Source organism: Liquorilactobacillus hordei DSM 19519, assembly GCF_019443985.1.
Taxonomy (GTDB): Bacteria; Bacillota; Bacilli; order Lactobacillales; family Lactobacillaceae; genus Liquorilactobacillus; species Liquorilactobacillus hordei.
This window is the reverse complement of the sequence record NZ_CP049303.1, coordinates 1,610,518-1,635,275: the sequence shown is the minus strand read 5'-3', so window position 1 is coordinate 1,635,275 and position 24,758 is coordinate 1,610,518. Positions and strand designations below refer to the sequence as shown.

General features: G+C 34.3%; 28 protein-coding genes and 1 other annotated feature. Of the genes, 27 read left to right on the top strand and 1 reads right to left on the bottom strand.

Translation table 11 applies throughout. From position 1 onward, the window contains the following. Positions 1 to 10: 10 nt before the first annotated feature. The 22 genes from G6O70_RS09115 (at position 11) to G6O70_RS09010 (ending at position 19,396) form a co-directional block, all read left to right on the top strand. On the top strand, positions 11 to 973 hold the full coding sequence (locus G6O70_RS09115; RefSeq protein WP_057868556.1) for a F0F1 ATP synthase subunit gamma: 963 nt from the start codon (positions 11 to 13) through the stop codon (positions 971 to 973). Between the two features lie 24 nt (positions 974 to 997). Next, positions 998 to 2,401 carry a F0F1 ATP synthase subunit beta gene (atpD, locus tag G6O70_RS09110; RefSeq protein ID WP_057868555.1) on the top strand — a complete coding sequence of 468 codons (1,404 nt, stop codon included), beginning with the start codon at positions 998 to 1,000 and terminating at the stop codon, positions 2,399 to 2,401. Positions 2,402 to 2,415: 14 nt separating this feature from the next. Beyond that, positions 2,416 to 2,841 (top strand): F0F1 ATP synthase subunit epsilon, encoded by a 426-nt coding sequence (locus tag G6O70_RS09105; RefSeq protein ID WP_057868554.1) that lies wholly within the window; start codon positions 2,416 to 2,418, stop codon positions 2,839 to 2,841. Positions 2,842 to 3,104: 263 nt separating this feature from the next. Beyond that, the gene (locus tag G6O70_RS09100; RefSeq protein ID WP_057868553.1) at positions 3,105 to 3,341 is read left to right on the top strand and encodes a DUF1146 family protein; all 237 of its coding nucleotides are present in this window, start codon (positions 3,105 to 3,107) and stop codon (positions 3,339 to 3,341) included. A 32-nt stretch (positions 3,342 to 3,373) separates the two neighbouring features. Further along, positions 3,374 to 4,684, top strand: coding sequence for a UDP-N-acetylglucosamine 1-carboxyvinyltransferase (murA, locus tag G6O70_RS09095; protein ID WP_057868552.1), 1,311 nt, complete (start codon positions 3,374 to 3,376; stop codon positions 4,682 to 4,684). A gap of 158 nt (positions 4,685 to 4,842) precedes the next feature. Then, a complete protein-coding gene (mreB, locus tag G6O70_RS09090) occupies positions 4,843 to 5,829 on the top strand; it encodes a rod shape-determining protein (RefSeq protein WP_057868551.1) in 987 nt (328 codons plus the stop codon). Positions 5,830 to 5,855: 26 nt separating this feature from the next. Next, on the top strand, positions 5,856 to 6,101 hold the full coding sequence (yidD, locus tag G6O70_RS09085) for a membrane protein insertion efficiency factor YidD (RefSeq protein WP_057868550.1): 246 nt from the start codon (positions 5,856 to 5,858) through the stop codon (positions 6,099 to 6,101). A 61-nt stretch (positions 6,102 to 6,162) separates the two neighbouring features. After that, the gene (locus G6O70_RS09080) at positions 6,163 to 6,387 is read left to right on the top strand and encodes a DUF2969 family protein (protein ID WP_057868549.1); all 225 of its coding nucleotides are present in this window, start codon (positions 6,163 to 6,165) and stop codon (positions 6,385 to 6,387) included. A gap of 100 nt (positions 6,388 to 6,487) precedes the next feature. After that, complete coding sequence (locus G6O70_RS09075; protein ID WP_057868548.1) at positions 6,488 to 7,687, top strand: FtsW/RodA/SpoVE family cell cycle protein; 1,200 nt, start codon at positions 6,488 to 6,490, stop codon at positions 7,685 to 7,687. 208 nt (positions 7,688 to 7,895) lie between these two features. After that, positions 7,896 to 8,249, top strand: a complete 354-nt coding sequence (locus G6O70_RS09070; protein WP_057868547.1) for an arsenate reductase family protein — start codon at positions 7,896 to 7,898, stop codon at positions 8,247 to 8,249. A 130-nt stretch (positions 8,250 to 8,379) separates the two neighbouring features. After that, positions 8,380 to 9,159: a Fe-S cluster assembly ATPase SufC gene (sufC, locus tag G6O70_RS09065; RefSeq protein WP_057868546.1), complete on the top strand. Its 780-nt coding sequence runs from the start codon at positions 8,380 to 8,382 to the stop codon at positions 9,157 to 9,159. A gap of 13 nt (positions 9,160 to 9,172) precedes the next feature. Next, the gene (gene sufD / locus G6O70_RS09060; protein WP_057868545.1) at positions 9,173 to 10,465 is read left to right on the top strand and encodes a Fe-S cluster assembly protein SufD; all 1,293 of its coding nucleotides are present in this window, start codon (positions 9,173 to 9,175) and stop codon (positions 10,463 to 10,465) included. Continuing rightward, positions 10,446 to 11,684 (top strand): cysteine desulfurase, encoded by a 1,239-nt coding sequence (locus G6O70_RS09055; protein ID WP_057868544.1) that lies wholly within the window; start codon positions 10,446 to 10,448, stop codon positions 11,682 to 11,684. The genes sufD and G6O70_RS09055 overlap by 20 nt, the downstream gene beginning before the upstream one ends. After that, positions 11,671 to 12,147: a Fe-S cluster assembly sulfur transfer protein SufU gene (sufU, locus tag G6O70_RS09050; protein ID WP_057868543.1), complete on the top strand. Its 477-nt coding sequence runs from the start codon at positions 11,671 to 11,673 to the stop codon at positions 12,145 to 12,147. Before G6O70_RS09055 ends, sufU begins: the two co-directional genes overlap by 14 nt. A gap of 12 nt (positions 12,148 to 12,159) precedes the next feature. Beyond that, positions 12,160 to 13,563: a Fe-S cluster assembly protein SufB gene (sufB, locus tag G6O70_RS09045; protein WP_057868542.1), complete on the top strand. Its 1,404-nt coding sequence runs from the start codon at positions 12,160 to 12,162 to the stop codon at positions 13,561 to 13,563. A 355-nt stretch (positions 13,564 to 13,918) separates the two neighbouring features. Beyond that, positions 13,919 to 14,188, top strand: a complete 270-nt coding sequence (gene rpsN / locus G6O70_RS09040) for a 30S ribosomal protein S14 (protein WP_057868541.1) — start codon at positions 13,919 to 13,921, stop codon at positions 14,186 to 14,188. Between the two features lie 21 nt (positions 14,189 to 14,209). Further along, positions 14,210 to 14,368, top strand: a complete 159-nt coding sequence (gene rpmF, locus G6O70_RS09035) for a 50S ribosomal protein L32 (protein WP_057868540.1) — start codon at positions 14,210 to 14,212, stop codon at positions 14,366 to 14,368. 10 nt (positions 14,369 to 14,378) lie between these two features. Then, positions 14,379 to 14,771 carry a hypothetical protein gene (locus G6O70_RS09030; protein WP_057868539.1) on the top strand — a complete coding sequence of 131 codons (393 nt, stop codon included), beginning with the start codon at positions 14,379 to 14,381 and terminating at the stop codon, positions 14,769 to 14,771. A 344-nt stretch (positions 14,772 to 15,115) separates the two neighbouring features. Then, positions 15,116 to 15,365: a binding site (T-box leader), on the top strand. 51 nt (positions 15,366 to 15,416) lie between these two features. Then, on the top strand, positions 15,417 to 15,836 hold the full coding sequence (locus G6O70_RS09025) for an OsmC family protein (RefSeq protein WP_057868538.1): 420 nt from the start codon (positions 15,417 to 15,419) through the stop codon (positions 15,834 to 15,836). Positions 15,837 to 15,854: 18 nt separating this feature from the next. Next, the gene (locus tag G6O70_RS09020) at positions 15,855 to 17,477 is read left to right on the top strand and encodes a peptide ABC transporter substrate-binding protein (RefSeq protein WP_057868537.1); all 1,623 of its coding nucleotides are present in this window, start codon (positions 15,855 to 15,857) and stop codon (positions 17,475 to 17,477) included. A gap of 105 nt (positions 17,478 to 17,582) precedes the next feature. Next, complete coding sequence (locus tag G6O70_RS09015) at positions 17,583 to 17,927, top strand: DUF1516 family protein (protein WP_057868536.1); 345 nt, start codon at positions 17,583 to 17,585, stop codon at positions 17,925 to 17,927. 491 nt (positions 17,928 to 18,418) lie between these two features. Then, positions 18,419 to 19,396 carry a bile acid:sodium symporter family protein gene (locus G6O70_RS09010; RefSeq protein WP_057868535.1) on the top strand — a complete coding sequence of 326 codons (978 nt, stop codon included), beginning with the start codon at positions 18,419 to 18,421 and terminating at the stop codon, positions 19,394 to 19,396. Between the two features lie 172 nt (positions 19,397 to 19,568). Here the strand turns inward: G6O70_RS09010 and G6O70_RS09005 are convergent, their stop codons facing one another. Beyond that, on the bottom strand, positions 19,569 to 19,775 hold the full coding sequence (locus G6O70_RS09005) for a hypothetical protein (RefSeq protein WP_057868534.1): 207 nt from the start codon (positions 19,773 to 19,775) through the stop codon (positions 19,569 to 19,571). A gap of 172 nt (positions 19,776 to 19,947) precedes the next feature. Between G6O70_RS09005 and G6O70_RS09000 the strand changes: the two genes are divergently transcribed. The 5 genes from G6O70_RS09000 (at position 19,948) to cas5b (ending at position 24,482) form a co-directional block, all read left to right on the top strand. Then, positions 19,948 to 20,157, top strand: a complete 210-nt coding sequence (locus G6O70_RS09000; RefSeq protein WP_057868533.1) for a hypothetical protein — start codon at positions 19,948 to 19,950, stop codon at positions 20,155 to 20,157. Positions 20,158 to 20,366: 209 nt separating this feature from the next. Further along, positions 20,367 to 21,101, top strand: a complete 735-nt coding sequence (cas6, locus tag G6O70_RS08995) for a CRISPR-associated endoribonuclease Cas6 (protein WP_057868532.1) — start codon at positions 20,367 to 20,369, stop codon at positions 21,099 to 21,101. Between the two features lie 25 nt (positions 21,102 to 21,126). After that, positions 21,127 to 22,851, top strand: coding sequence for a Cas8a1 family CRISPR/Cas system-associated protein (locus G6O70_RS08990; protein ID WP_057868531.1), 1,725 nt, complete (start codon positions 21,127 to 21,129; stop codon positions 22,849 to 22,851). Further along, positions 22,841 to 23,734, top strand: coding sequence for a type I-B CRISPR-associated protein Cas7/Cst2/DevR (cas7i, locus tag G6O70_RS08985; protein ID WP_057868530.1), 894 nt, complete (start codon positions 22,841 to 22,843; stop codon positions 23,732 to 23,734). The genes G6O70_RS08990 and cas7i overlap by 11 nt, the downstream gene beginning before the upstream one ends. After that, positions 23,721 to 24,482: a type I-B CRISPR-associated protein Cas5b gene (cas5b, locus tag G6O70_RS08980; RefSeq protein ID WP_057868529.1), complete on the top strand. Its 762-nt coding sequence runs from the start codon at positions 23,721 to 23,723 to the stop codon at positions 24,480 to 24,482. Before cas7i ends, cas5b begins: the two co-directional genes overlap by 14 nt. Positions 24,483 to 24,758 lie beyond the last annotated feature (276 nt).

The window sequence follows — 24,758 nt, the reverse complement described above, 5'->3', positions numbered from 1 at the left end:
GTGAAGGCTAGTGGGGGCTTCTCTACAAGAAATTAAGCGAAGAATCTCTTCAACTAAGAAGACAGAGCAAATCACTGGTGCGATGCAGATGGTTTCGACTGCTAAATTGAGTCAGATTCAACGTCATACGACCAGCTATCAAGTTTATGCTAAGAAAATCCGTAGTGTTATCACGCATCTTGCCAAATCACATTTTCTTGATGGTGGTGCATCTATTACACCACGCTCAAAGGAATCTAATAAGAAAAATGATGATCAAATTGATGGGTTGAGTATGCTCATTAAAAGACCAGTAAAACGTACAGGGATTATCGTAATCACTTCTGATCGTGGATTGGTAGGAAGTTATAACAGCAATGTTATTAAGCAAACGCTGGAGTTAATCAGTGGTGGCAACCATTCTACAGAAGATGTAGTAATTATTGCAATCGGTGGTACTGGGGCTGACTTCTTTAAGAAGAGAGGCTATAAAGTTCCTTTCGAATTTCGTGGAGTTAAGGATATTCCAAAATTCAGAGAAACTCATCAATTAGTAAAAAAGATTATTGACATGTATGATGATGAAACCTTTGATGAATTATTTGTTTGCTATAATCATTTCGTCAATTCGCTAACTTCAGAGTTTCGTGCAGAACCAATGTTGCCAATTTCTGCAATGAATGTAGGCAATGTGGGTGAGGATGATTTAGCAGATGATGATGAGCAAAATATTTCGGCTGAGTATGAAATGGAACCTTCAGAAGATGCAATTTTAGAGGTAGTTTTGCCTCAGTATGCTGAGAGCTTGATTTATGGAGCAATTCTTGATGCAAAGACTTCTGAACATGGTTCTAGTTCAATGGCAATGAAATCTGCAACTGATAATGCAAAAGATATTATTTCTTCATTGGAATTACAGTATAATCGTGCTCGTCAAAGTGCGATTACCACTGAAATTACGGAAATTACAGGTGCACAAGCTGCTCTTGATTAATAAGATGATTGGAGGAATGTTTAAATGAGTTCTGGTAAAGTAGTTCAAGTTATCGGACCTGTTATTGATGTTCAATTTCCTCTTAGCGAAAAATTACCTGATATTAACAACGCACTTAATGTTGAGCGCGCAGATGGCTCAAACCTCGTTGTTGAGGTTGCTCTTGAACTGGGTGATGGAGTAATGCGCACAATAGCAATGGATTCAACAGATGGTGTTCAAAGAAGTGCAAAAGTTGAAGATACTGGTGCGTCAATTAGTGTACCAGTTGGTAAGGAAACGTTAGGACGTGTATTCAATGTTCTTGGTGAGTCTATTGATGGTGGAGAGAAGTTCGCAGATGATGCTGAACGTCATCCAATCCATCGTGACGTACCAGCATATGATCAATTGAATACAAAAATTGAAATCTTAGAAACAGGTATTAAGGTTATTGATTTACTTGCACCTTATATCAAAGGTGGAAAAATCGGATTGTTCGGTGGTGCCGGTGTTGGGAAAACTGTTTTGATTCAGGAACTTATTCACAATATTGCACAAGAACACAATGGTATTTCTGTATTTACAGGTGTTGGTGAACGAACTCGTGAAGGTAATGACCTTTATTTTGAAATGAAAGAATCAGGTGTTTTGGAAAAAACAGCCATGGTGTTTGGTCAGATGAATGAGCCACCTGGAGCACGTATGCGTGTTGCCCTGACAGGACTAACAATTGCGGAATATTTCCGTGATACAGAAGGACAAGACGTGTTATTGTTCATCGATAATATTTTTCGTTTCACACAGGCTGGGTCAGAAGTTTCAGCTTTGCTTGGACGTATTCCGTCAGCGGTTGGATATCAGCCAACACTTGCTACAGAAATGGGTCAATTGCAAGAACGTATCACGTCTACAAAGAAAGGTTCTGTAACATCTATCCAAGCTGTTTATGTCCCAGCTGATGATTATACTGATCCTGCACCAGCAACAACTTTTGCTCACTTGGATGCTACAACTAACCTTGAACGTAGTTTGACACAACAAGGTATCTATCCAGCTGTTGATCCACTAGCTTCTACTTCTAGTGCATTAGCACCCGAGATAGTTGGTGAAGAACATTATGCTGTTGCTACTGAAGTTCAGCATGTTTTGCAACGTTATCGTGAGTTACAAGATATCATTTCAATTCTTGGGATGGATGAACTTTCTGATGATGAAAAGGTAATTGTTGCTCGTGCTCGTCGTATTCAATTTTTCTTATCACAAAACTTCCACGTTGCGGAGCAGTTTACAGGTGTCCCAGGTTCGTATGTTCCAGTTAAGGAAACTGTTGCTGGCTTCAAGGATATTTTGGAAGGTAAATATGACGATCTTCCTGAAGATGCATTCCGCTCAGTTGGACGTATCGAAGAGGTAGTTGAAAAAGCTAAGAAAATGACTAGTAAATAAAGGAGGTAACTTAGATGGCTGAACAGGATTTATTGACAGTTAGTGTAGTTACTCCTGATGGTAATGTTTATGAGAGTCAGACAAGATTAGCAGTTTTTAAAACTACTGTAGGTGAAATTGGTATTTTACCAAATCACATTCCATTGATTGCATCTCTGGAAATAGATGAAGTGAGAGTCAAAGTACAGGGTACAGATGATAAATTTGATGAAATTGCAGTTAGTGGTGGTTTTGTTGAATTCTCTAATAATGTTGCAACGGTTGTTGCAAATAGTGCAGAGAAGAAAGAGAACATCGATACGAGTCGAGCTACTAAAGCTCGTGAGCGTGCTGAACGCCGTTTAGAAACTGCAAAGCAAAATAATGATGTTGATACTGCCAAACGTGCTGAGATCTCATTGAGAAAAGCAGTTAATCGAATAAATGTTTCAGGGCATTAATAAAGTATTTGAATCATTCGTTTCTTTTTATGAAACGAATGATTTTTTTTGTTCTTCAATTGCTAAAGTGATTTAAATAGTATGGGGTGTGATATAAGTGAAGTGCCTTACAAAACATGGACATGTAAATCAAGTTTTGAAGGTGCTTTTTTGGTAAATTATTAAAAAAAATAATTAAATTATTACAAACTTATTACATATTTAAAGACTTGTATTTTTTTTTATGATAATATTAGGCTGTATCGCTAAGAGGAGTGTGGATAATGAATTACTATGGGATAACTGCATTACTTAACATTGTATGTAACTTTATATTTGTTTTTCTTGCTTTTTATTGTGTACAAGCTTTACGTTTGGACCGGTACATATCCGCACAAAAACAAGGTATGTTTAAAATACTGATTATATTGGTATCGATTGCAGTTGGATATTTGTGTAGTTCATTTTTTTTGGACTTCATCAATAATGTACGCAATTTGTCTTATTTATTTCAAAAATAAAAAACTTATTATGATAACTTGGAGGAATCATTTTGGAAAAAATAATTGTTCATGGTGGGAATCGACTCGCCGGTAGTGTTGAAATTGAAGGCGCAAAAAATGCAGTATTGCCAATTTTAGCAGCTAGTCTGCTAGCCAAAGAGGGAACAATGAAGTTAGAGAGTGTGCCAGTTTTATCTGACGTTTACATGATGAATAATGTATTACGCTTTCTAAACGTCAAAGTCGAAATGAATGAAACTGATAAAACTGTGTCACTAGACGCTACCTCTAAGTTGTCATACGAAGCACCTTTTAAGTATGTTTCTAAAATGCGTGCATCAATAGTTGTTTTTGGGCCATTATTGGCGCGTTTAGGACATGCAAAAGTGGCTATGCCAGGTGGATGTGCAATTGGTTCAAGACCGATTGACCTACACTTGAAAGGGCTTGAAGCGATGGGAGCAGTAGTCGAACATCATGACGGTTACATTGAAGCCACAACCGATGGTTTAATAGGCGCAGATATTTACTTGGATTTTCCAAGTGTTGGGGCTACAGAAAATATTATGATGGCGGCTACTCTAGCAAAAGGTACAACTATTATTGAAAATGTTGCACGCGAACCTGAAATTGTGGATTTAGCGAATGTTTTAAACAAAATGGGAGCCAATGTTAGTGGTGCAGGAACTGAAAGATTGAGAATTATTGGTGTAGATGAATTGCATGGTACTGAGCATGTAATTGTCCAAGATAGAATAGAAGCCGGCACATTTATCGTTGCGGCCGCGGTTACTAATGGAAATATCTTAGTGAAAAATGCAATTGCTGAACATAATCGCCCATTAATTTCTAAGTTAGAAGAAATGGGAGCATCTGTAACTGAAGAAGATGAAGGTATTAGGGTAGTTGGTACAAAAAAATTGAAACCTGCAACAGTTAAGACGTTACCTCATCCAGGTTTTCCAACAGACATGCAGCCACAGTTGTCCGTTTTGCAACTGTTAGCAGATGGGGAGAGCATTGTAACGGAAACAGTCTTTGAAAATCGTTTTATGCATTTTGATGAACTAAGAAGAATGAACGCTAATGTTAGAATTGAGGGTCGTTCTGCAATTCTTCATGGTCCAACAAAATTACATGGTGCCGAGGTTGCAGCAACTGACTTGAGAGCAGCTGCAGCATTAGTTTTGGCTGGACTTGTAGCAGAGGGATATACACAAGTTACACATCTTAAGTACCTCGATCGTGGATACTATCATTTTCATCAAAAGCTTGCATCTTTGGGTGCGGAGATTACACGTGTTGACGATGAAAGTTTGAGTGAGACTAAAAGCATAATAGCTTCTAAGCTCAATAATTAAATATCTTTTAAACCCATAGCTTATTTTGATATTTATTATAATTCTGTATTTTTGTAAAAGAATGTTTGTGGTATAATATAATAGGTTTTTTGTGGATTAATTAAAAGTGAATTTACTTTTAGAAAGACTACATATAAATTTATTAAAGGAGAATGGCTATGGCTAAAGATATTGGTATTGATTTGGGAACTGCTAATGTTTTAATTAATTTAAAAGGCAAGGGTATTGTCTTAAATGAGCCATCAGTAGTTGCAATCGATACTCGCACAGGAAGAGTGTTAGCCGTTGGTTCGGAAGCCTATAAGATGGTTGGAAGGACTCCTAATAATATTAGGGCAATTCGTCCACTAAAGGATGGGGTAATCGCTGATTTTGATATAACAGAGCAGATGCTTTCATATTTTATTAAGAAGCTTAATGTTAAGGGGTTCATGTCTAAACCCAATATTTTAATCTGTTGTCCAACCAATACGACTTCCATAGAACGAAAAGCAATTAGGCAGGCTGCTGAAAAATCAGGTGGTGGCGAGGTCTTTCTTGAAGAGGAACCTAAAGTAGCTGCTATTGGAGCAGGATTAGATATTTTTCAGCCTCACGGTAGTATGGTAATTGATATTGGTGGTGGTACTAGTGATGTTGCAGTTCTCTCACTGGGTGATATTGTTGTTAGCCGTTCGTTAAGAATAGCAGGAGATCGTTTGAATTCTGATATCATGACGTACACACGTAAAACTCAAGGATTACAAATCGGAGAACGAACTGCCGAAAAGATTAAGATTGAAATTGGGACAGTTTTGGCAGATTATCGTAACGAACAGATGGAAGTCCGCGGACGTGATATTGTGAACGGATTACCACGAACAATTACATTATCTTCTAATCAAATCGAAAGTGCTTTGCATGAAACAATGATGTCAGTTATTGATGCAGCAAAGGATGTCTTAGAGCAGACACCGCCAGAATTAGCTGCTGACATTATTGATCGAGGAATTGTTTTGACGGGCGGAGGTGCACTGCTTAACGGAATTGATCAGTTATTTTCAGAGCATTTAAAGGTTCCTGTAATGATTGCTGATTCACCTTTGGATGATGTTGCATTGGGAACGGGATTCTTATTAGAACATATAGAAAAAAATAAGAAATAATTATACAATAAGGGGGATAATTTTCGATGAAACGACTATTGATTTTATTTGTACGTGGATATCAAAAAGGAATTTCCCCCTTTTTTCCACCAAGTTGTCGATATTATCCAACTTGTTCTAATTATATGATTCAGGCTATAGAGAAACATGGTGCTATTAAGGGAAGTTTGATGGGTATCTCTAGGATTTTAAGGTGTCATCCCCTCGTGAAGGGCGGATATGATCCAGTACCGTCAAAATTTAATTTAAGGCGAAATAGTAATCCAAAATAAGCTAAATTAAATCTTTATGAATTAATAGGGTATCAGAGGATTCTCATATGGGAGGAAAATAGTGTCACGTAAAGAGAAAAACATTGAGATTAAAGAAGAAGAAAAGGTTGTAAATGGTGAGACTGAAATCGTGTTGACGATTGGATCAGTAGCTTTAGGCAGTGTCAGAGTTTCAACAAGGGGTTTTGTAGCGTTGCTTCCAAATGGTGAAACTTTTAAGACTAGTTCCCATGATGAGGCTATTAACTTGTTGATACGTGACTACCATCTTCATCATGCGAATTAGATATTTTTTGTAAATCCGGTAGATATGGATACTCATACTAGCGGTTTTATTATTTGAGGATATCTGTTTAAGTTCGCAGGTATTATAAGGAGGAGCTATATTGGCTGAAAAACAATTGACGAGGGCGGATAATAAGGATGTTCGGATTGATTATGGTATTATCTTTTCAGTTCTTGTACTAGCCGTGATTGGAATAGCATCAATTTATGTCGCTGCTAACCATGATACAAGTACTTCAAGTATTACTAAGATGATATTGACGCAAGCAGCATGGTATGCAATCGGAACTGTTGCAATCGTAATTATTATGCAGTTTGATGCAGAACAGCTGTGGAAGTTGGCTCCAATTGCGTATGGTGTTGGAATATTTCTTTTAGTAATGGTTTTGTTTTTGTATAGTAGATATTACTTTGCTAAGACGGGTGCTAAAAGCTGGTTTGCAATTGGAAGTTTAACTTTTCAACCGTCCGAAGTTATGAAACCTGCGTATATTATGATGCTGGGGCGTGTTGTTGCACAGCATAATAGTGAGCATATTGTGCATACGGTAAGTGATGATTGGAAACTTCTGTTTAGGATGTTTGGTTGGACCTTACCAATAGCTGTTTTACTTAAGCTACAAAATGATTTTGGAACGATGCTTGTTTTCTTTGCAATCTTTGGAGGGGTTGTAATTGTATCAGGAATAACTTGGAAAATTATCGCTCCAATTGTGGTTGCCGGTGGTGTCTTGGGTACAACTGCAATTAGTTTGGTAATATACGGAAGAAGTATTCTTGAACAAATTGGGTTCAAAACCTATCAGTTCAATCGGATTGAGGCTTGGTTGAATCCCTCGGCTAATACATCATCAACTAGTTATCAATTGTGGCAAAGTATGAAAGCAATTGGTTCTGGTAAATTGCTTGGTAAAGGTTTTAATGTTTCGAATGTATATGTACCTGTACGCGAATCTGATATGATTTTCTCAGTTATCGGGGAAAATTATGGTTTTATTGGTGGTTGTGTCTTAATATTTTTATATCTGTTATTAATTTTTCAGATGATTCAGGTTACTTTTGACACTAAAAATGAATTTTATGCATATATATCTACTGGCGTAATTATGATGGTACTTTTCCATGTGTTTGAAAATATTGGGATGAGTATTGGATTGTTACCATTAACCGGTATTCCATTACCATTTATAAGTCAAGGTGGGTCCTCATTAATTGGTAATATGATCGGTATTGGGCTGATAATGTCGATGAGGTATCATAATAAGAGTTATATGTTCAGCAATAGTAAAGATTTCCATTAATATCTTTTGTTTTTAAGAGGTCAGGTCAAATTAATTTTTGATTTGACCTTTTTAGTTTAGCTAAAAAATATATAAGATATGCCTAAAACTGTACTCAAATTTAATGATTAATAGTCAGTGTTATAGTAACTGTATTACAACACACTTCTTTGTCACAAATTGGGACCTGTACTATAATTAATCTAAGTATAAAAAGGAGTGGACTTAATTGAAAAAAATGTATTGTTACAATCGTTGTAGTACTTGTGCTAAGGCACGAAAATGGTTAGATGAAAAAAATGTATCTTATAACGAAGTTGACATTGTCAAGACACCTCCAACCAAGGAAGAATTATTAACATTGATTAAACAAGGTAATCATCCAATCAGATATTTCTTTAATACCAGTGGTATTAAGTATCGTGAACTGAAGTTGAAGGATAAAGTTCCTTCAATGAGTGACGAAGAAGCAAGTGAACTTTTAGCTAGTGATGGTAAATTGATCAAGCGACCTTTGATGATTGAAGGTAATCATTTTACTTGTGGTTTTAAACCCGATGTGTATGAAACGGAATGGCTCTAAACAAGTAAATGGATAACTGGTTTACTATCTTTAGTTATTAGTAAAAATTAAAAATTAATGAATTTTCTAATTGAAAACGATTCGCAACTAAGCTAAAATTAGAGCGTGTTCTAAATTGGAGGAATTGATGATGTCAACACTTGAAATAAAAGATTTACATGTGTCAATTGAAGGTAAAAATATATTAAAAGGTGTTAATTTAACAATGAAAACCGGTGAAATTCATGCAATCATGGGACCGAATGGAACTGGTAAATCAACTTTGTCAGAAGCAATTATGGGTCATCCTGCCTACAAGGTAACGCAAGGAGAAGTATTGCTCAATGGGGAAAATATTCTTGATTTGCCTGTTGATGAACGTGCACGTGCTGGTCTATTTCTGGCAATGCAGTATCCCGCTGAGATTCCTGGTGTGACAAACGCAGAATTTATTCGTGGTGCAATTAATGCTAGAAGGCCTGAAAATGATGCAATTTCAATCAGAAAATTTTTGAAACAATTGGATGAGACAATGTCGGTACTAGACATGACAGAAGAAATGGCGGATCGCTATCTTAATGAGGGGTTTTCAGGCGGTGAAAAAAAACGTAATGAAATTCTACAATTGATGATGATTAAACCAAAATTTGCAATTCTAGATGAAATTGATTCCGGTTTAGATATTGATGCATTAAAAGTTGTTTCACGTGGTGTTAACGAAATGAGAGGCCCTGAATTTGGATCATTGATTATTACGCATTATCAACGCCTCTTGAATTATATTGTTCCTGATGTTGTTCATGTAATGATGGGGGGCAAAATTGTAATGCAAGGTGGTCCAGAACTTGCTAAGAGATTGGAAGACGAAGGGTACGCGGGAATAAGAGACGAGCTTGGTTTAGATATTAAGCTTGTTGATGAAGATGCGTAGAATGAGGTGAATTATGACGGTTGAATTTGAGAGTTATCCTGAAATCAAAAGTTATGCTGAGAGTGTAGCTGAACCAAAATGGTTTACTGAAATGAGAATAAAAGCACTTAAAGCACAACCAGAGTTGAAATTACCGAATTTTGAAAAAATAAGATATCAACGTTGGCCAATTCAGTTGAAAAGGCCATTAAAAAAATATTCTTCAGATAGAAAGTCATTGGAAGAATTGGAAATTGAAGAAGCAAAACATTTAGTTGTACAGCTTGGGCAAGACACTGTTCGAGCTGATGGTCTATCTGAATTGGTAGAACAAGGAGTAATTATTTGTGATTGGCAGACTGCGTTAGAACAACACAGTGATTTAGTTCAGAAGTATTTTATGCGAAAAGCTGTAAAATACGATGAAGATTTATTAACCGCGCAACATGTTGCGAATCTGACAAGTGGGTTATTTATCTATGTTCCTAAGAATACAACTATAAAGGAGCCATTGACCACATATTTTGTGCAAGACGCAACCATAAAAAGTGACTATGTACATCATGTAATAATTGTTACTGACAAAAACAGCGAATTTTCGTATCTTGAGAACTTAACAACTATTGGGAGTGAAAAAACTACTGCAAATATTATTGTTGAAGTTATTGCTGAAGCAGATAGTCATGTGAAGTTTGCAAGCGTTGACCGTTTAGGTGCTAATACAACTACTTATCTTAATCGTAGAGGTCATCTTGAAGATAATGCCAAGATTGATTGGTCGATGGGAATGATGAATGATGGAAATATAGTTGGCGATTTCGATTCAGATCTTGTCGGAAATGGATCTCATTCAGAGGTTAAAGTCGTTGCAATTTCAACTGGTAAGCAGGTACAAGGAATTGATACCCGAGTTACTAATATGGGACGCCATACAATTGGACATATTTTGCAGCACGGCGTGATTTTATCGCGTTCAACATTAACATTTAATGGCATTGGACATATTATCAAGGGTGCTAAGGGTTCAGATGCACAACAAGAAAGCAGAGTTTTGATGTTATCTACCAAAGCAAAAGGTGATGCAAATCCAATTCTATTGATTGATGATAATGATGTAACTGCTGGGCATGCGGCTAGTGTGGGACGAGTTAACCAAGAGCAATTATATTACTTAATGAGTCGTGGCCTTCCTAAAAAGGTTGCAGAACGTCTTGTTATTAGAGGCTTTTTAGGACCCGTATTAGCGGCTATTCCATCAAAAATGATTGAAGAACAATTAAAGGCAACTATCGAAAGGAAGCTTGTCGATGGTCAAACAGATGAATGATCTTATTAAGGATTTTCCAATACTTAATCAGAAAGTAAATGATGAACAGTTAGTGTATCTTGACAATGCGGCGACTACGCAAAAACCACGAGCTGTAGTTGATGCAGTAACCAACTATTATTATCATGATAATGCTAATGTTCATCGTGGTGTGCATACACTTGCAGAACGCGCAACAGCAAAGTTTGAAGGTGTTCGAAAAAAAGTTGCACACTTTATTAATGCCCCTAGTGAGCAAGAAATTATTTACACAAAAGGAACGACAGAAGCGTTAAATTGGGTAGCTGCAAGTTATGGCAGAAGCTTTGTGAAACCTGGCGATGAAATTGTGATTTCTTATATGGAACATCATAGTAATTTAGTGCCATGGCAAGTCCTCGCTAAGAAGAATGGAGCAACTCTTAAATATATTGACTTACTTCCTGATGGACAACTAGATGTTGCAAGTGCTGAGAAGAAGATTACAGATAAAACTGCAATTGTCTCACTTGCTCATGCTTCCAATGTACTTGGAGTTGTTAATCCTATTGCAAAAATAGCAGAAATTGCACATAAGCATGGAGCAATCATGGTTGTTGATGGTGCCCAATCTACGCCGCATATGAAAATTGATGTACAAGCATTAGGAATTGATTTCTTTGCTTTCTCTGGGCATAAACTCATGGCCCCGACAGGAATAGGGATTCTTTGGGGTAAGAGCGAATTGTTAGAGCAGATGCCACCACTTGAATTTGGTGGTGAAATGATTGATTGGGTACAGTTGCAAGAGACAACTTTTAAACAGTCACCATGGAAATTTGAAGGTGGTACTCAAAATATTGCTGGTGTTGTTGGACTAGGAGCTGCAATCGATTATCTTGAAAATATTGGGATGAAACAAATTGAAAGTTATGAGAAATCACTGATAGCAAGTGTTTTACCAGAGTTAGTTAAAATTGACGGATTAGAGATATATGGACCATTGGATCCAGCAAAACGTACAGGAATTATTTCTTTCAACCTTAAGGGTTTGCATCCACATGATGTTGCAACCGCCTTAGATATGGAGGGAATTGCAGTTAGAGCAGGACATCATTGCGCGCAGCCACTGATGGAATATTTGAATGTTGCTGCAACAGCTCGTGCCAGCTTTTATCTCTATAATACGATTGAAGATGGACATCGGTTGGTAGAAGCAATAAAGGCAACGAAGGAGTTCTTTAGAAATGGGATTGTCTAGATTGGATAATTTGTATCGTCAGATGATTTTAGAACATGCAGCACATCCTCATCATCATGGAACAATAAAAAATGCAGATCATCAACTTGAGTTGCGTAATCCAACTTGTGGAGATGTTTTGACTGTACAGGTTGTAATGAAAGCAGATAAGGTTTATGACGTGGCATTTTCGGGATCTGGGTGTACAATAAGCCAAGCCTCCGCAAGCATGATGACTGATGAGGTAATCGGGAAGACACCTACACAAGTTGAACAGATGGTAGTGACATTTTCAAAAATGGTTACTGGAGATTCAACGGATGATGTTGATGATATTTTAGGTGATGCTGCGATTCTTGAAGGAGTTGCACAATTTCCTGCAAGGATTAAGTGTGCAACATTAGCTTGGAAGGCAATCTATCAAGCCATTGAGAATAACGATAAGGAATCGACTGTTGGACTGATGCGACACGATGAGTTATAGGAGGGAGTTTATATGGCAGATGCAAGTATGCTCGGTCTAGGCGGAGAGTATAAATATGGGTTTAAAGATGATATTCAACCCATTTTAACAACTGGCGAAGGCCTTAATGAAGAGATTGTAAGACAGATTTCAGCAGCAAAAAATGAGCCAGATTGGATGCTTGATTTTCGTTTAAAATCATTCAAACGTTATGAACAAATGGAAATGCCTGATTTTGGTCCAGATTTATCAACTCTTGATTTGAATCATATTAATTATTTCAGGCGTGATAGTGAAGGAATTGCTCGTAATTGGGAGGATGTTCCTGAAGATATCAAGAAGACGTTTGATCGTTTGGGTGTACCTGAAGCTGAGCGTAAGTATTTAGCTGGTTCTTCTGCTCAGTATGAGTCTGAAGTTGTTTATCATAATATGCGTGAGGATTTTGAAAAATTAGGAATTGTTTTTATGGACACGGATTCAGCCGTACAGCAATATCCAGAATTAGTAAAGAAATATTTTGGTAAGTTGATTCCTCCTTCTGATAACAAATTTGCAGCACTAAATTCTGCAGTTTGGTCAGGCGGAACATTCATTTATGTACCAAAAGGTGTCAGAACAGAAGTGCCTATTCAGAGTTATTTCCGTATTAATGCGGGAAATAGTGGTCAGTTTGAGCGAACACTGATTATTGTTGATGAAGGTGCAAGTGTTAACTATGTTGAGGGCTGTACAGCACCTAATTATTCTGAAGATAGTCTGCATGCAGCTGTTGTTGAAGTCAATGTGTTGAAGGATGCTTACTGTCGGTATACCACAATTCAAAATTGGTCGGATAATGTATACAGTTTGGAAACCAAACGTGCTCAGGCGCTTGAAAATGGGACAATGGAATGGGTCGATGGTAATTTAGGTTCTAAAGTTACAATGAAATACCCTAGCGTTTATTTAAACGGTGAAGGTGCAAGAGGGACAATGCTTTCAATTGCTTTTGCAGGCAAAGATATAGTTTCCGATACAGGTGCACGAATGATTCACAATGCCAAAAATACATCTAGTTCAATTGTTTCTAAGTCTCTGTGTAAAGATGGTGGACGAGTTGACTACCGTGGGAAGGTTCGCTTTGGTCGCACGAGTGATGGATCATTTTCACATGTTGAATGTGATACTATTATTCTTGATGACAAGAGTGCAAGTGATACGATTCCATTTAATGAGATCAAAAATGGAAATGTTTCAATGGAGCATGAGGCAAAAGTTTCTAAAATTTCAGAAGAGCAACTCTATTATTTAATGAGTCGTGGAATTACTGAAGAGAAAGCAACAGAAATGATTATTATGGGATTTGTAGAACCATTTACGAAGGAATTACCAATGGAATATGCAGTTGAACTTAACAGGTTAATTGAGTATCAAATGGAAGGGTCTGTTGGTTAAATAAGTATGACTAGCCACAAACGTTGTTATATTAACGTTTGTGGCTTTTTATTTTTTTATTTTTAGAAAATTAACGACAAAATTAACGACAACATGCTACATTTGGTTTATTTATCCATAAATTTTGCGAATTTTTCTGCAAAATAAAGTCAGCTTTTAAAATTTCTATATTTTGGACTTCGTTCACTTTTTTTAAAATAAAGCCATTTTAGAATGTGCAACTTAATTTATAAACTTGAGAATTCGTATTTGTATTGAAGGATTTGAGTATTAATAACATTTACAAAAAATGATAAAAGGTGTATTATTATTTAAATAGTAATTGTTACTATTTAAAAAGAAAGAAGGAATTATTTTGGCTAAGAAATCTAAAATAGCGAAACAAAAGAAGTTAGAATTTCAAGTTGCTAAATATGCAGAAAATAGAAAAGAACTAATTGCTAAACATGATTACGAGAGTTTGAGCAAATTACCAAGGAATGCCTCTCCTACACGTTTACATAATCGAGACTTTCTAGATGGAAGACCACATGCTTATATGCGGAAATTTGGGATGTCGAGAATTAGGTTTAGAGAACTAGCACTGAAAGGTCAGATACCTGGCGTCAGAAAAGCTAGTTGGTAAATAGAAAAAGGAGGAATAATTATGGCTGTTCCAGCAAGAAAAACATCCAAAAGTAAGAAAAATAAACGCAGAGGAAATAAAAAATTAACTGTACCATCATTCTCCTTAAATACTTCTACAGGTGAATATCATCGTAGTCATCATTATTCAATAGAGGAAATAAAAAACCGTAAAAAATGAGGTGTTTGTCATGAGAGTGATTTATCCAATTCTCGTTGAGCAGGCAGTTGAAGAACTCGCTGAAGGTGAAAAAATTACATTAGATTACAAAGTACAGGTTTATCAAGCATTGATCAAAGACAAAATTATTGATGAGTTTGGATTTCCAACAGCATACGCCTTGAGTCAAGGGTATGTTGAGAGTATCACAGAAGAGCCTAACCTTGAGTGGGATGAATTTCTTGATATGTATCCAATTTTTAAAAAGTGTGATCAAGTTGAATTTGAACGAATTAATGGTTTTTGGGAAATAACAACAGATTTTCAAGCAAAATTAATGAGTGACTCATTTCAAGCAAAATTAACTAATATTGAAAAAGCTCAAATTCAAGAGTTTCTGTCAGGAAGACAAAGGGCAGTATAGTTCGCGAATTACTAAAGAATAGCACAAGTAAAAGCTCTTAATTAACTGTAAAAACAGCAAAATTTTTATAAACAGTTTAAAACTGATAATGTTAGACGAAAAGGTTTAACTTATGAAGCTTGACTGTTTGTAATAAATTGAAAGGCTAGGTCAAATTTTGATTTTTGATCTAGCTTTATTTTTTTATTAATGTGTCATGGAAAATCTCAAATTTTTTCAAAAGTAATTTAGTCTGGTAAAAGTAAATTATTACAAACGATTAGAGATCCGAATGTAGATGATTTACGAACAACTTTAGTTGACATTGGTTTTAAAAAAATATAGTATTAACATACTTACAATTTGTAATTACAATGATGAGATGAGTATTGATAGAATTATCTAAAGAGAACTTGTATATGCTGAAAACAGGTGTTATGAATATCAAGAAAATGGTCTTGGAGTAATATATTGCTGAGCAATTTATGTAAAGTAATATTGGATGGATTCCATTAAAAATCCAGGTATTCGTTCTGAATGAATATCTCTTGAGGCATCTTAGTGCAAGTTAAGATGTGAATCTAGGTGGTACCGCGAAGATAATTCGTCCTTGAAAATAATATTTTCAAGGGTTTTTTTTATTTAATCAAACAAAGGAGGATTCTCATGGGAAAATATGTAGTTAATTCAAGTATCAGAAATATAGGTTATCAAGTCGGAACACAGGCAGGGGTACATCGTTATTTGATGGATGAACCAACAACTGTTCGCGGAACAGATGCTGGTCCTAATCCTGTACAGTATTTAATTGGGGCCGTGAATGGATGTCTAACAATTACTGCTCAATCTGTTGCGAGAAAATATAAGATTAAGCTTGAAAGATTTGATGTTCGTTCAGTAGGGAACGTTGTTAAGTATACAGATGGAACGTCAAAAGTTGATGAAATAGTAGTTAATATTATATTTAAGGCTGATATAGAAGGCGCAGATAAAAATAGTTTTCTTGAAGAAACCCTTGCCAAATGTACAGTCCATAAAACATTAGAACCAGGTGTTAAATTCACCTTTAATTTCGAACAAGAATAATGGAAAATGGGGATAGTTATGGAAAAGAGAAAGATAATTAAGATTGTAGTTCCGCTAATAATTGGAATGTCTTTTTTAAGTGCTTGCGCAGCAAAAAAAGATGCTTCAAAGCAAAAAACAACGTTGAATTTAATGCAGACATCGGAATTAACAACATTGGATAACACTAATCAGGCTACAATGTCAGAATTTTCAACCTTAACGAATATAGATGAAGGATTGTACAAGCTTAATTCGAAAAATAAAGTCGTACCTGCAATTGCGAAGTCAGTTGTTAAGCCAACAAATGGTGGAAAGACATATACAATTCAATTACGCCAGGATGCACGCTGGTCTAACGGAGACAAGGTTACAGCACAAGATTTTGTTTATTCGTGGCGTCGATCAGTCGATCCTGCAAATAAGCCAGTTTATACTTATGTTTTTAGTGGTATTAAAAATGCGGATGCAGTTGTTGCAGGTAAACTTCCTTCAAGTCAATTGGGAATTGAAGCAGTTGGTAAGTATAAATTGAAAATTACATTGGAACATCCAATGCAATCATTTAATAAGTTGGTAACAATGCCAGTTTTTTTACCACAAGATAAGTCTTTTGTACAAAAGATTGGAACTAAGAAATACGGTACAAATGCAAAATATACTGTGTCTAATGGTGCGTTTAAAATTACTAAGTGGACAGGTATCAATGATTCTTATTCGTTGGTTAAAAATAAGTATTACTATGCCAAAAAGCAGGTTAAATTAAATAAAATTAACTATGCAACTGTAAAAGATGATAATACTGCATACAATCTTTTTAAGACTAATAAATTAGATGATGCGACGGTTTCAGGTGTAGTTGCACAGGGATTACAAAATAATAAAAACTTGAAAAAAGTAAATCGAGCCTGGACATATTATTTGCAGGTAAATCAGAGTGCAGGCTCACCACTAGCTAATGCTAAGTTACGAAAGGCAATCTCATTAGTAGTAAATCGTAATGAACTAACAAAAAAAGTCTTAGGAGACGGTTCGACTGCTGCAAGCAGTTTTGTCAGTCCTGAAACTGCTACAGATCCAACCACAGGTAAGGACTTTAGTACAGAAACAGCAAACACCACACAGTCTAATGTTAAGAAAGCAAAGAAATTATGGCAAGAGGGATTGGCAGAGAGTGGTAAGACTTCGATAACACTTAATTTGATTGCTGAAGATACTGAAACTCAAAAAAAGGTTGCTGAATATATTCAAAGTGCAGTGCAGAGTAAATTAAATAACGTTTCTGTCAAAGTTCAAAACTTACCTGCGAAAGGATTATCAAATAAAAAAACTGCAGGAGAATTTGATTTAAGTTTATGGTACTGGTTGGCTGATTATGCGGATCCTATTAACTATCTAGGAATTTTGACAACAGGGAACTCAATGAACACAGGAAAATATTCAGATAGTGTGTTTGATTCATATATTGCAAATGCTCAAGTTGCAAAGACAAGAACTGTTTATTGGTCGAATCTACGCAAAGCAGAGAAGCGATTGCAAGCGACAACGGGAATTATTCCACTTTACTATGTCAAAGAAGATCATTTAGTTCAGGATGGTTTAACAGGTGTAATTTATCATACAGCTGGTTTTGCTGATTACACAAGATCTTATTGGAAATAGAAAAATGTACAATTTTTTGGTGTAGAAAAAGCAATTTAAGGATGAATTTTTAAATTTTATAAACTACAATAGAATTGTAAATAATTCGAAGTAGGAAGTGAGTAAATGATTTGGCTATGGATGCACTTAGTTACATGGATTGTGTTGCTGATTGTTGTTTTTTCAGTAGTTTTCAGTAAAAAAGATGTAAGTGTAGCAGCAAAAATGATTGCGAGAATTTGTTACGTGGTTGCACTTGTCAGTGGTATAATGCTTCTCGGTTATGCTTGGGAAGCATCTCCAGTTTTGGCAGTGGTTAAGATATTGTTAGCAATAGGATTAATTGGTTTTTGTGAGATATATTTTAGTCAAGGACATAATTGGAGGAGCAGGACCAAAGCTTTGTTACTAGTGACAACTATACTTGTTGGCTTATTAGGCTTTATTTTAGCTGGAGGTCGACCATTTTAATTAAAAGTAAATATATAGAAGAGGCTAGATCATAAAAAATTTGATTTGGCCTTTTTTATAAGTTATGCAAAAAACAATGAGAAAAGACTGTAAAAAAATTTAATGCTTTTTTAAAATAAATCTTGACTGTATTGTTAGTGAGATTTAGTATAGGGATATCGATAATTAATTTTTGATGTCAAAAATAATTTTTTTTAATCATTTTATTATATGTTAATTTTAGAAAGAGGAAATCTTATGTCTTACACGAATAATCAAAATGTAAATGTTGTTGTCATTATTCTAGTTATTATTATCAGGCGTACGCGTGATCTTATGACTAGAAAGTTTTGGTTTGGCTAAGATTTCTAAGATCAGTAAACCACCGTGCGAGTTAAAAAGCATGGTGGTTTTTTATTTGCACGAATGAGGAAAATTAAAAATTTATATATTTTAATCATGCCTGCAAAGAGAGAAGGAAAGCATTTAAATAAATTAGGAGGTTTTTGAATATGAATAAAGTCGAAAAGATAAGTAAATTGGTAGGTAAATACTTTACAGCGGCAATTATTTTTTGGGTAGTTTTTAATTATTTTTTGCCAAAAACGAGCGAATGGGTAGTTCCAAATGTCTCATATTTGTTGGGAATAATTTTTTTTGGAATGGGGCTAACCTTGAAATTACAAGATTTTGAAAGGATTGCCAAGAAACCTTTCCCCGTTATTGCAGGAACTTTTGCACATTATTTAATTATGCCAACAATTGCTTGGATTTTATGTCTTATTTTTCAATTAAAAGGTGCTACTGCAGCTGGTGTGATTTTAGTTGGTTCATGTCCAAGTGGAACATCGTCAAGTGTAATGGCATATCTTGCTGGTGGAGATGTCGCTCTTGATGTGTCAATTGAAACCTTATCCACGTTACTTGCACCAATCGCACTTCCCGGTTTGTTATTACTTTTTGCGGGAAAATACGTTGATATTCCAACATTTTCATTATTTTTAAGTACAGTAAAAATTGTTTTAGTTCCAATTTTGTTAGGTTTATTGGTACATCATTTATTTAAGAATAGGATTGAATGGGTAACAAGGTTTTTGCCATTAGTATCACAATTAGCAATTCTTTTGATAATTGGAGCAGTAATTTCTGCTAATCATGCTGATTTAATGACGACACAAACATTACTTGTTATTCCAGTTGTAATGTTGCATAATTTGTCAGGTTATGGACTTGGATATGTCTTCTCTAAACTAATCAGATTAAGGACACCGCAGAGAAAAGCAATTACTTTTGAAGTTGGGATGCAAGATTCAAGTTTGGGAGCAACATTAGCCATGAAGTATTTTGTTCCAGCTGCAGCAATTCCTTCTACTGTCTTTAGTATCTGGCATAATATATCAGGTTCTGTCTTGGCCGTTAATTGGAAGAATAAGACAGTTAATGAAAAAACCAAGGTTATAAGAGAAGATACAAAGTCAATTGTTGATTAATAAGTAGTGATTACATGGGTGCAGGTATGCCAAAAGTTGATATAAAACTTACAAAGTTTTAATTTGTAGATACATCTATCAAAAATAAATAAGAGAAGCAGTGACAAAATTATTTTTGCCCTTGCTTCTCTTATTTTATTTATCACAAATTTATTGTTAAATGCATATTATACTAATTTTTGAAACTCTTCGCAGAAGGTTTCTTCCCGTTTGGCATACCTTTCATTTTCTTCCCATTGGGTGTACTACCAATTTGAGTATTAGATTGTGCTTTTTGAGTACCAAAGTAATAACCGATTCCACCACTAGCACTTGCAATCAATAGTATAATTATTCCGATAATTAATATTTTTTTGGTACCACGATCTTTAGCATACATAGATTATTCCTCCTTGATAACTTATAGCAATGATGATATAGCAAGAAGTTTTCTTTTAGGGGAAGATACTTTGCTTTTTTCGTAAATAAAGTATGAAAAAATGAATATTTTATGGAGTAAGCTAAATGTTATATAATATATAAATATGATAGTGAAAGGGAGCTAAAACATAATGATGAAAATCTACTACAAAGCGGATTATGACAAAAAAGAAGTTGAATTTGAAAAACCTAGCGATTTTGTAGGGAGTCTTTTAGTAGACGATCCTGAATTGCAAGATGGTTATGAAGTTTATAAAGTAACGGTAGCTGGTCAAGAAGTAACCGAATTTACAGGTAAAACGATGCTTGACTTATTTAATTATTATTGGAAAAGAGTTTAAAAATAATAAATATATTAATTTATTTAATATATTCATAAAGGTATTGTTTTTATAAGAACTTTAGTCATTCTTGATTAAGGTTTCTTTTTTTTCTAAAAAATGTTGTGTAAAATTAATGAAGTAAATATAATTGGAAGATTAGTCGATATAGTTACATATGGAAGTAAAAAACTATTCGAAATATAGTGGTATGAATGGGGACGAAATGTTTGAGATTAAGTATAGAATTGAAATTTAATTCAGAAAGTGAGCATCCAACAATTGCAATGGATTACGCTCCTGGAATTCTCTCATTAATTAAACTAGGATTGTCAAATGTGAATGTAAAACTTTTTGAAGAACTTTACAATAAAAACACAGCCAAAAACTTTACCTTTAGCATTTATTTTAAAGATAATGTACTTTTCAAAAAGGAATACATTGAATTAGGATCAAGCAAAATATGCGTACTGAATTTTAGTATTGATGATGGTGCAAGAGCACTTTATTTCTATAATTCCTTCATATGGTTGCAGCAACAAAACAATTTGCGATTTGATAGGGAAAATACTGTAAAATTTGGAAAAGTTGAATTGGTTAGGGAGACGCTTATTGTAGCTGATATGGTTATTTTCAGAACATTATCACCTATTGTTGTTCGCCAAGATCAAAAAATATTTTTATCTTATAGTGAAAATAACGCGAAACTTTTTAATGAAACGTTACGAATAAATATGAAAAGTCGTTTACAAGAAGAGTATAGTGCTGAATTTTTACAAATGGTTGATACATTAGAATTTCAGCCAATTAAAGTTAAGAAAGTAGTTTCCCGAAATTTTGGTTTATTTGTTGAGGCTACTAAAGGATCGTTTGTGCTTAAGGGAAATCCTGTATTACTAAATCTAATAAATCAAATAGGACTAGGTGTTAAGTGCGGATCTGGTTTTGGGATGATTGCTAATTGATGAAGAGAAAGGAGTATTTAATGATATGGCAGTTTTACCCAAAACAATTAATTTTTACATGGATAGTTGGCTGGAAAACGCTGGAATAATTGGTTTAACAAGAATTTTGGATGTAGAAGATTATGAGATTAACGATGATCAATTAATTGTAAAAACAACGGTATTCAAAACGATTAATAATAGTTTCTTTCAATATTTTATTAATACGTATGGACAATATACACATTATTACAAAATAATTAGTTGGTTACCTAAAATTATTGCAATAGAAAAATTGGGGTTTGACAAATATACTTTTCAAGACTATCAAGCATGTGTTAAATGGTTTAATAATAATGTCAGATATTTTATAAAAACAAGTAGCTATAAGCAAATGCGACCACTTGCACATTCAGAAATTCCAATTGAAGAATATCTAGAAAATGCGACAAATTTATTCAAGAAACTAAGCAAAAACAAGTGGCAAGATAAGAACGTTAACCTAAAGAAAGAACTTACTGTTCTTTTTGGTGAATTAAAGAAAATTGTCCAATATTTTGCTAATGATACTAATAAGAGATACTTTCTAGCTAAAAGTTTGGGATATCGATACATCAATAAGGGTTGGAATGGTATTTCCTTTCTAAATAATCAAAGTAAAATTGTTAATCTTTATCAAGACTATCAAGAATATTTTGTACAGCCTGTAATTGATTTTTTATCGGAGAATCATGAAAAAGCAAAAATTAAATGTACAACTTGTGGAAGAAAAATGAGATCAAATGAGAAAATAGGATACTCATTTTTAAACGGGATGGGGTATGATTATAGGAAAAGAAATAGTAATGGTTATAAGTTTAATTCTGATCAATTTTTGTGTCCTATTTGTCGTCTAATGTATTCCGCAGTTCCAGCTGGTTTTACATACAATTTGAAGGGGAACCATGGTTTTTTTGTAAATCAAACAGGATATAATTTAAATAATTTGTATAATGCAAATAACAATTTTTTAGAAGTTCTTACTGAATCATTTGAGGGAGCAAATAAGGTTTCACCATGGTATGGATTTTATGAGGTGTTTAAGAAAGAATTTAATAAATCTAAACAAAATATGTTTGTAAATGTACAAATAGTTAATCGCAAAAATGAACAGTATCATTTCAACATTATTTCTGAGGTTGCTGCAAATGTTTTAAGAAAAGCAGAAAAACAAAGAAGTGATGGACAAGAAAAGATAACTATTTTGGATGTGCTTAACAATGCATTTATTTTTGAATATCAGGGCGTAGAATCTTTCATGATTTTCGATGAGGTTATTATGCGAATTTTGAACCAAACTAATATGAATAACCTAGTTAATAAGTTATTGTTTTTAAAAATCTTAAATAGACGAGGAGTCTATATTACACCAATGCAAATTTTGGATATTGTTGAACTAAATACAATACTATTTAACGAAATGGATGTAACGAAGTTAGATATCAAAATATTGTCGAAAGTTTATGGTGATGGTAAGAAGTTTGCACAAAAATACAAGTTAAATCCAGATAAGGAGAAAATTTTGATTTATCAACTCTTGCAAGCATTGAAAATACAAAATCAGAAAAAAACTATGAATCTATTGTTAAGTTGCTACTTAAGACAGCAGGAAAGTATACCTAATGAATTTATGCAAAAAATGGAAAATAAAGAAGAATTCAAGCAGTTAGTTTATGCATTCATAACAGGTTTGATTTCTGGAAAAAAAGAGGGGAAAGTAGATGAAAAGTAAAGGTCTAACAGCAACAATTATTTTTGAAGCAAGTAGTGCTAATTATGGCGAAAGTCTAGGAAATATAGCTTCTTTAAAAAAAATAACGCGAGATACTGGTTATCAGTACACTTATATTTCACGTCAAGCTCTTAGATATAATATTGTGCAACAACTCGGGGAACCAGAAACAGATTTAAGTGTAGAGGGTTCTGGTAATAGAAAGGTAATCCAATTTAGCAAAACTGTATCCATAAAAGATTATCCTGAAATTGACTTTTTTGGTTATATGAAGACAGAAAAAGGAAATAATACTAATGTGCGTTCTGCAAAAGTTCGTTTGTCTAATGCAATTAGTCAGGAACCATTTGCAGGAGATGTTGATTTTTTGACAAATACGGGGCTTGCTAGTCGAATGCGACAGACGACATGGGATGATAGTGTTAAAAATAGTTTGGTAACTTCTGAAATTCATTTATCATATTACTGTTACACAATTACTATTGATTTAGATCAAATTGGAATTGATGTGAATGATGGAACGAGACTTGAAAATGATGAAAGAAGTCGGCGTGTCTCCAAACTACTTGACACAATTGCTTATTTGTACAGGGACATTCGTGGTCGCCGTGAGAACTTACAACCACTCTTTATAGTTGGTGGAGTGTACAGTGTTAAAAATCCATTGTTTGAGAATATTGTTAGAGTTGAAAATAACACTGTTAAAGTTGATGCTCTTATAAGATTATTGACTTCTGAACTAACAAGAGGAACACTTGTTGGGTATGTTGAAGATTATTTTTCGAATGGTGATGAGATTAAAGAAAAATTGAAGGCACAATCTGTTGAACAAGTAATAGAAAGTTTAAAAACGAAAGTTGTTGATTACTATGAAAGCAATTAAGTTGAAAGTTTATCAACAAACTGCTAATTACAGAATTCCAATTAGTTACGAATTTAGAGAAAGTTACCCGTTACCGCCATTTTCGACGGTGATAGGTATGATTCATTATTTATGCGACTTTGATAGCTACCATCCAATGAAAGTTAGTGTGCAGGGTTCCCACATTTCAACAACAAATGATTTGTATACTCGTTATGAATTTAATAATGGTACAAAATTTGATACAAGGAGACATCAACTTAACGCTGAAGGTATGGGGATAAGTTATGGAGTGGCAAATATCCAGTTACTGATAGATGTGAATCTGGTTTTGCATATAGTTCCTGAAAACCAAGATGAGATAGAAATTATCTACAATGCTTTAAAGTTCCCAAGAGAATTTCCTAATTTGGGAAGGCGCGAAGATTTAGCAGTATTTGAAAGTGTTGAAATTGTTGAGTTGGGCATTAATACACTTGAAAAAAATGGTCAAATTGGAAATGTTATAATCTCAAAAGAAACATCAGTTGGTAAAAATTGGGCAGCATATGTACCCATTAAAAACACCTTTTGCGATGATAAACAACAAGCTTCCCCCAAGACTGGAACGAGATATAAAATTAATAAAGTGTATACTTTGAATAATCAAGGTAGAGGGAAAATTGTACGTGAATGGGAAAAACATGAAGTATTGTATACTAATTTTACATTTTTAAAAAATAGAAGATATCTAATGGATTCGCAAGGGGATATTGTTTTTCCTGTTTGAATTAGGTAAGTTGAATTTATTTAATATACACACTAAACAATAGTAAATAATATTCATTAAAGTAGCTTAGAATTTAAACATTGGACAGAATTTTTTTATTTTCAAAAAAGAAATATAGCGACAAAAATATTGCTAAATAAAGAAGTCTATTAATCTAACTTAAAAGTAATGTAAATGTTAGAAATATTTTTATTATCTGTTACATAATTTATCTAACTTAAAAGGAATAATCTAGTGAGAGGGATGATAAGAATAGTATTTGTTCAAGCCAACCTA

Coding starts and splice junctions, on each gene's coding strand:
- atpD (WP_057868555.1), top strand. CDS start 998: ATGAGTTCTGGTAAAGTAGTTCAAGTTATCGGACCTGTTATTGATGTT.
- G6O70_RS09105 (WP_057868554.1), top strand. CDS start 2,416: ATGGCTGAACAGGATTTATTGACAGTTAGTGTAGTTACTCCTGATGGT.
- G6O70_RS09100 (WP_057868553.1), top strand. CDS start 3,105: ATGAATTACTATGGGATAACTGCATTACTTAACATTGTATGTAACTTT.
- mreB (WP_057868551.1), top strand. CDS start 4,843: ATGGCTAAAGATATTGGTATTGATTTGGGAACTGCTAATGTTTTAATT.
- yidD (WP_057868550.1), top strand. CDS start 5,856: ATGAAACGACTATTGATTTTATTTGTACGTGGATATCAAAAAGGAATT.
- sufC (WP_057868546.1), top strand. CDS start 8,380: ATGTCAACACTTGAAATAAAAGATTTACATGTGTCAATTGAAGGTAAA.
- sufD (WP_057868545.1), top strand. CDS start 9,173: ATGACGGTTGAATTTGAGAGTTATCCTGAAATCAAAAGTTATGCTGAG.
- G6O70_RS09055 (WP_057868544.1), top strand. CDS start 10,446: ATGGTCAAACAGATGAATGATCTTATTAAGGATTTTCCAATACTTAAT.
- sufU (WP_057868543.1), top strand. CDS start 11,671: ATGGGATTGTCTAGATTGGATAATTTGTATCGTCAGATGATTTTAGAA.
- sufB (WP_057868542.1), top strand. CDS start 12,160: ATGGCAGATGCAAGTATGCTCGGTCTAGGCGGAGAGTATAAATATGGG.
- rpmF (WP_057868540.1), top strand. CDS start 14,210: ATGGCTGTTCCAGCAAGAAAAACATCCAAAAGTAAGAAAAATAAACGC.
- G6O70_RS09030 (WP_057868539.1), top strand. CDS start 14,379: ATGAGAGTGATTTATCCAATTCTCGTTGAGCAGGCAGTTGAAGAACTC.
- G6O70_RS09025 (WP_057868538.1), top strand. CDS start 15,417: ATGGGAAAATATGTAGTTAATTCAAGTATCAGAAATATAGGTTATCAA.
- G6O70_RS09020 (WP_057868537.1), top strand. CDS start 15,855: ATGGAAAAGAGAAAGATAATTAAGATTGTAGTTCCGCTAATAATTGGA.
- G6O70_RS09015 (WP_057868536.1), top strand. CDS start 17,583: ATGATTTGGCTATGGATGCACTTAGTTACATGGATTGTGTTGCTGATT.
- G6O70_RS09010 (WP_057868535.1), top strand. CDS start 18,419: ATGAATAAAGTCGAAAAGATAAGTAAATTGGTAGGTAAATACTTTACA.
- G6O70_RS09005 (WP_057868534.1), bottom strand. CDS start 19,775: ATGTATGCTAAAGATCGTGGTACCAAAAAAATATTAATTATCGGAATA.
- G6O70_RS09000 (WP_057868533.1), top strand. CDS start 19,948: ATGATGAAAATCTACTACAAAGCGGATTATGACAAAAAAGAAGTTGAA.
- G6O70_RS08990 (WP_057868531.1), top strand. CDS start 21,127: ATGGCAGTTTTACCCAAAACAATTAATTTTTACATGGATAGTTGGCTG.
- cas7i (WP_057868530.1), top strand. CDS start 22,841: ATGAAAAGTAAAGGTCTAACAGCAACAATTATTTTTGAAGCAAGTAGT.
- cas5b (WP_057868529.1), top strand. CDS start 23,721: ATGAAAGCAATTAAGTTGAAAGTTTATCAACAAACTGCTAATTACAGA.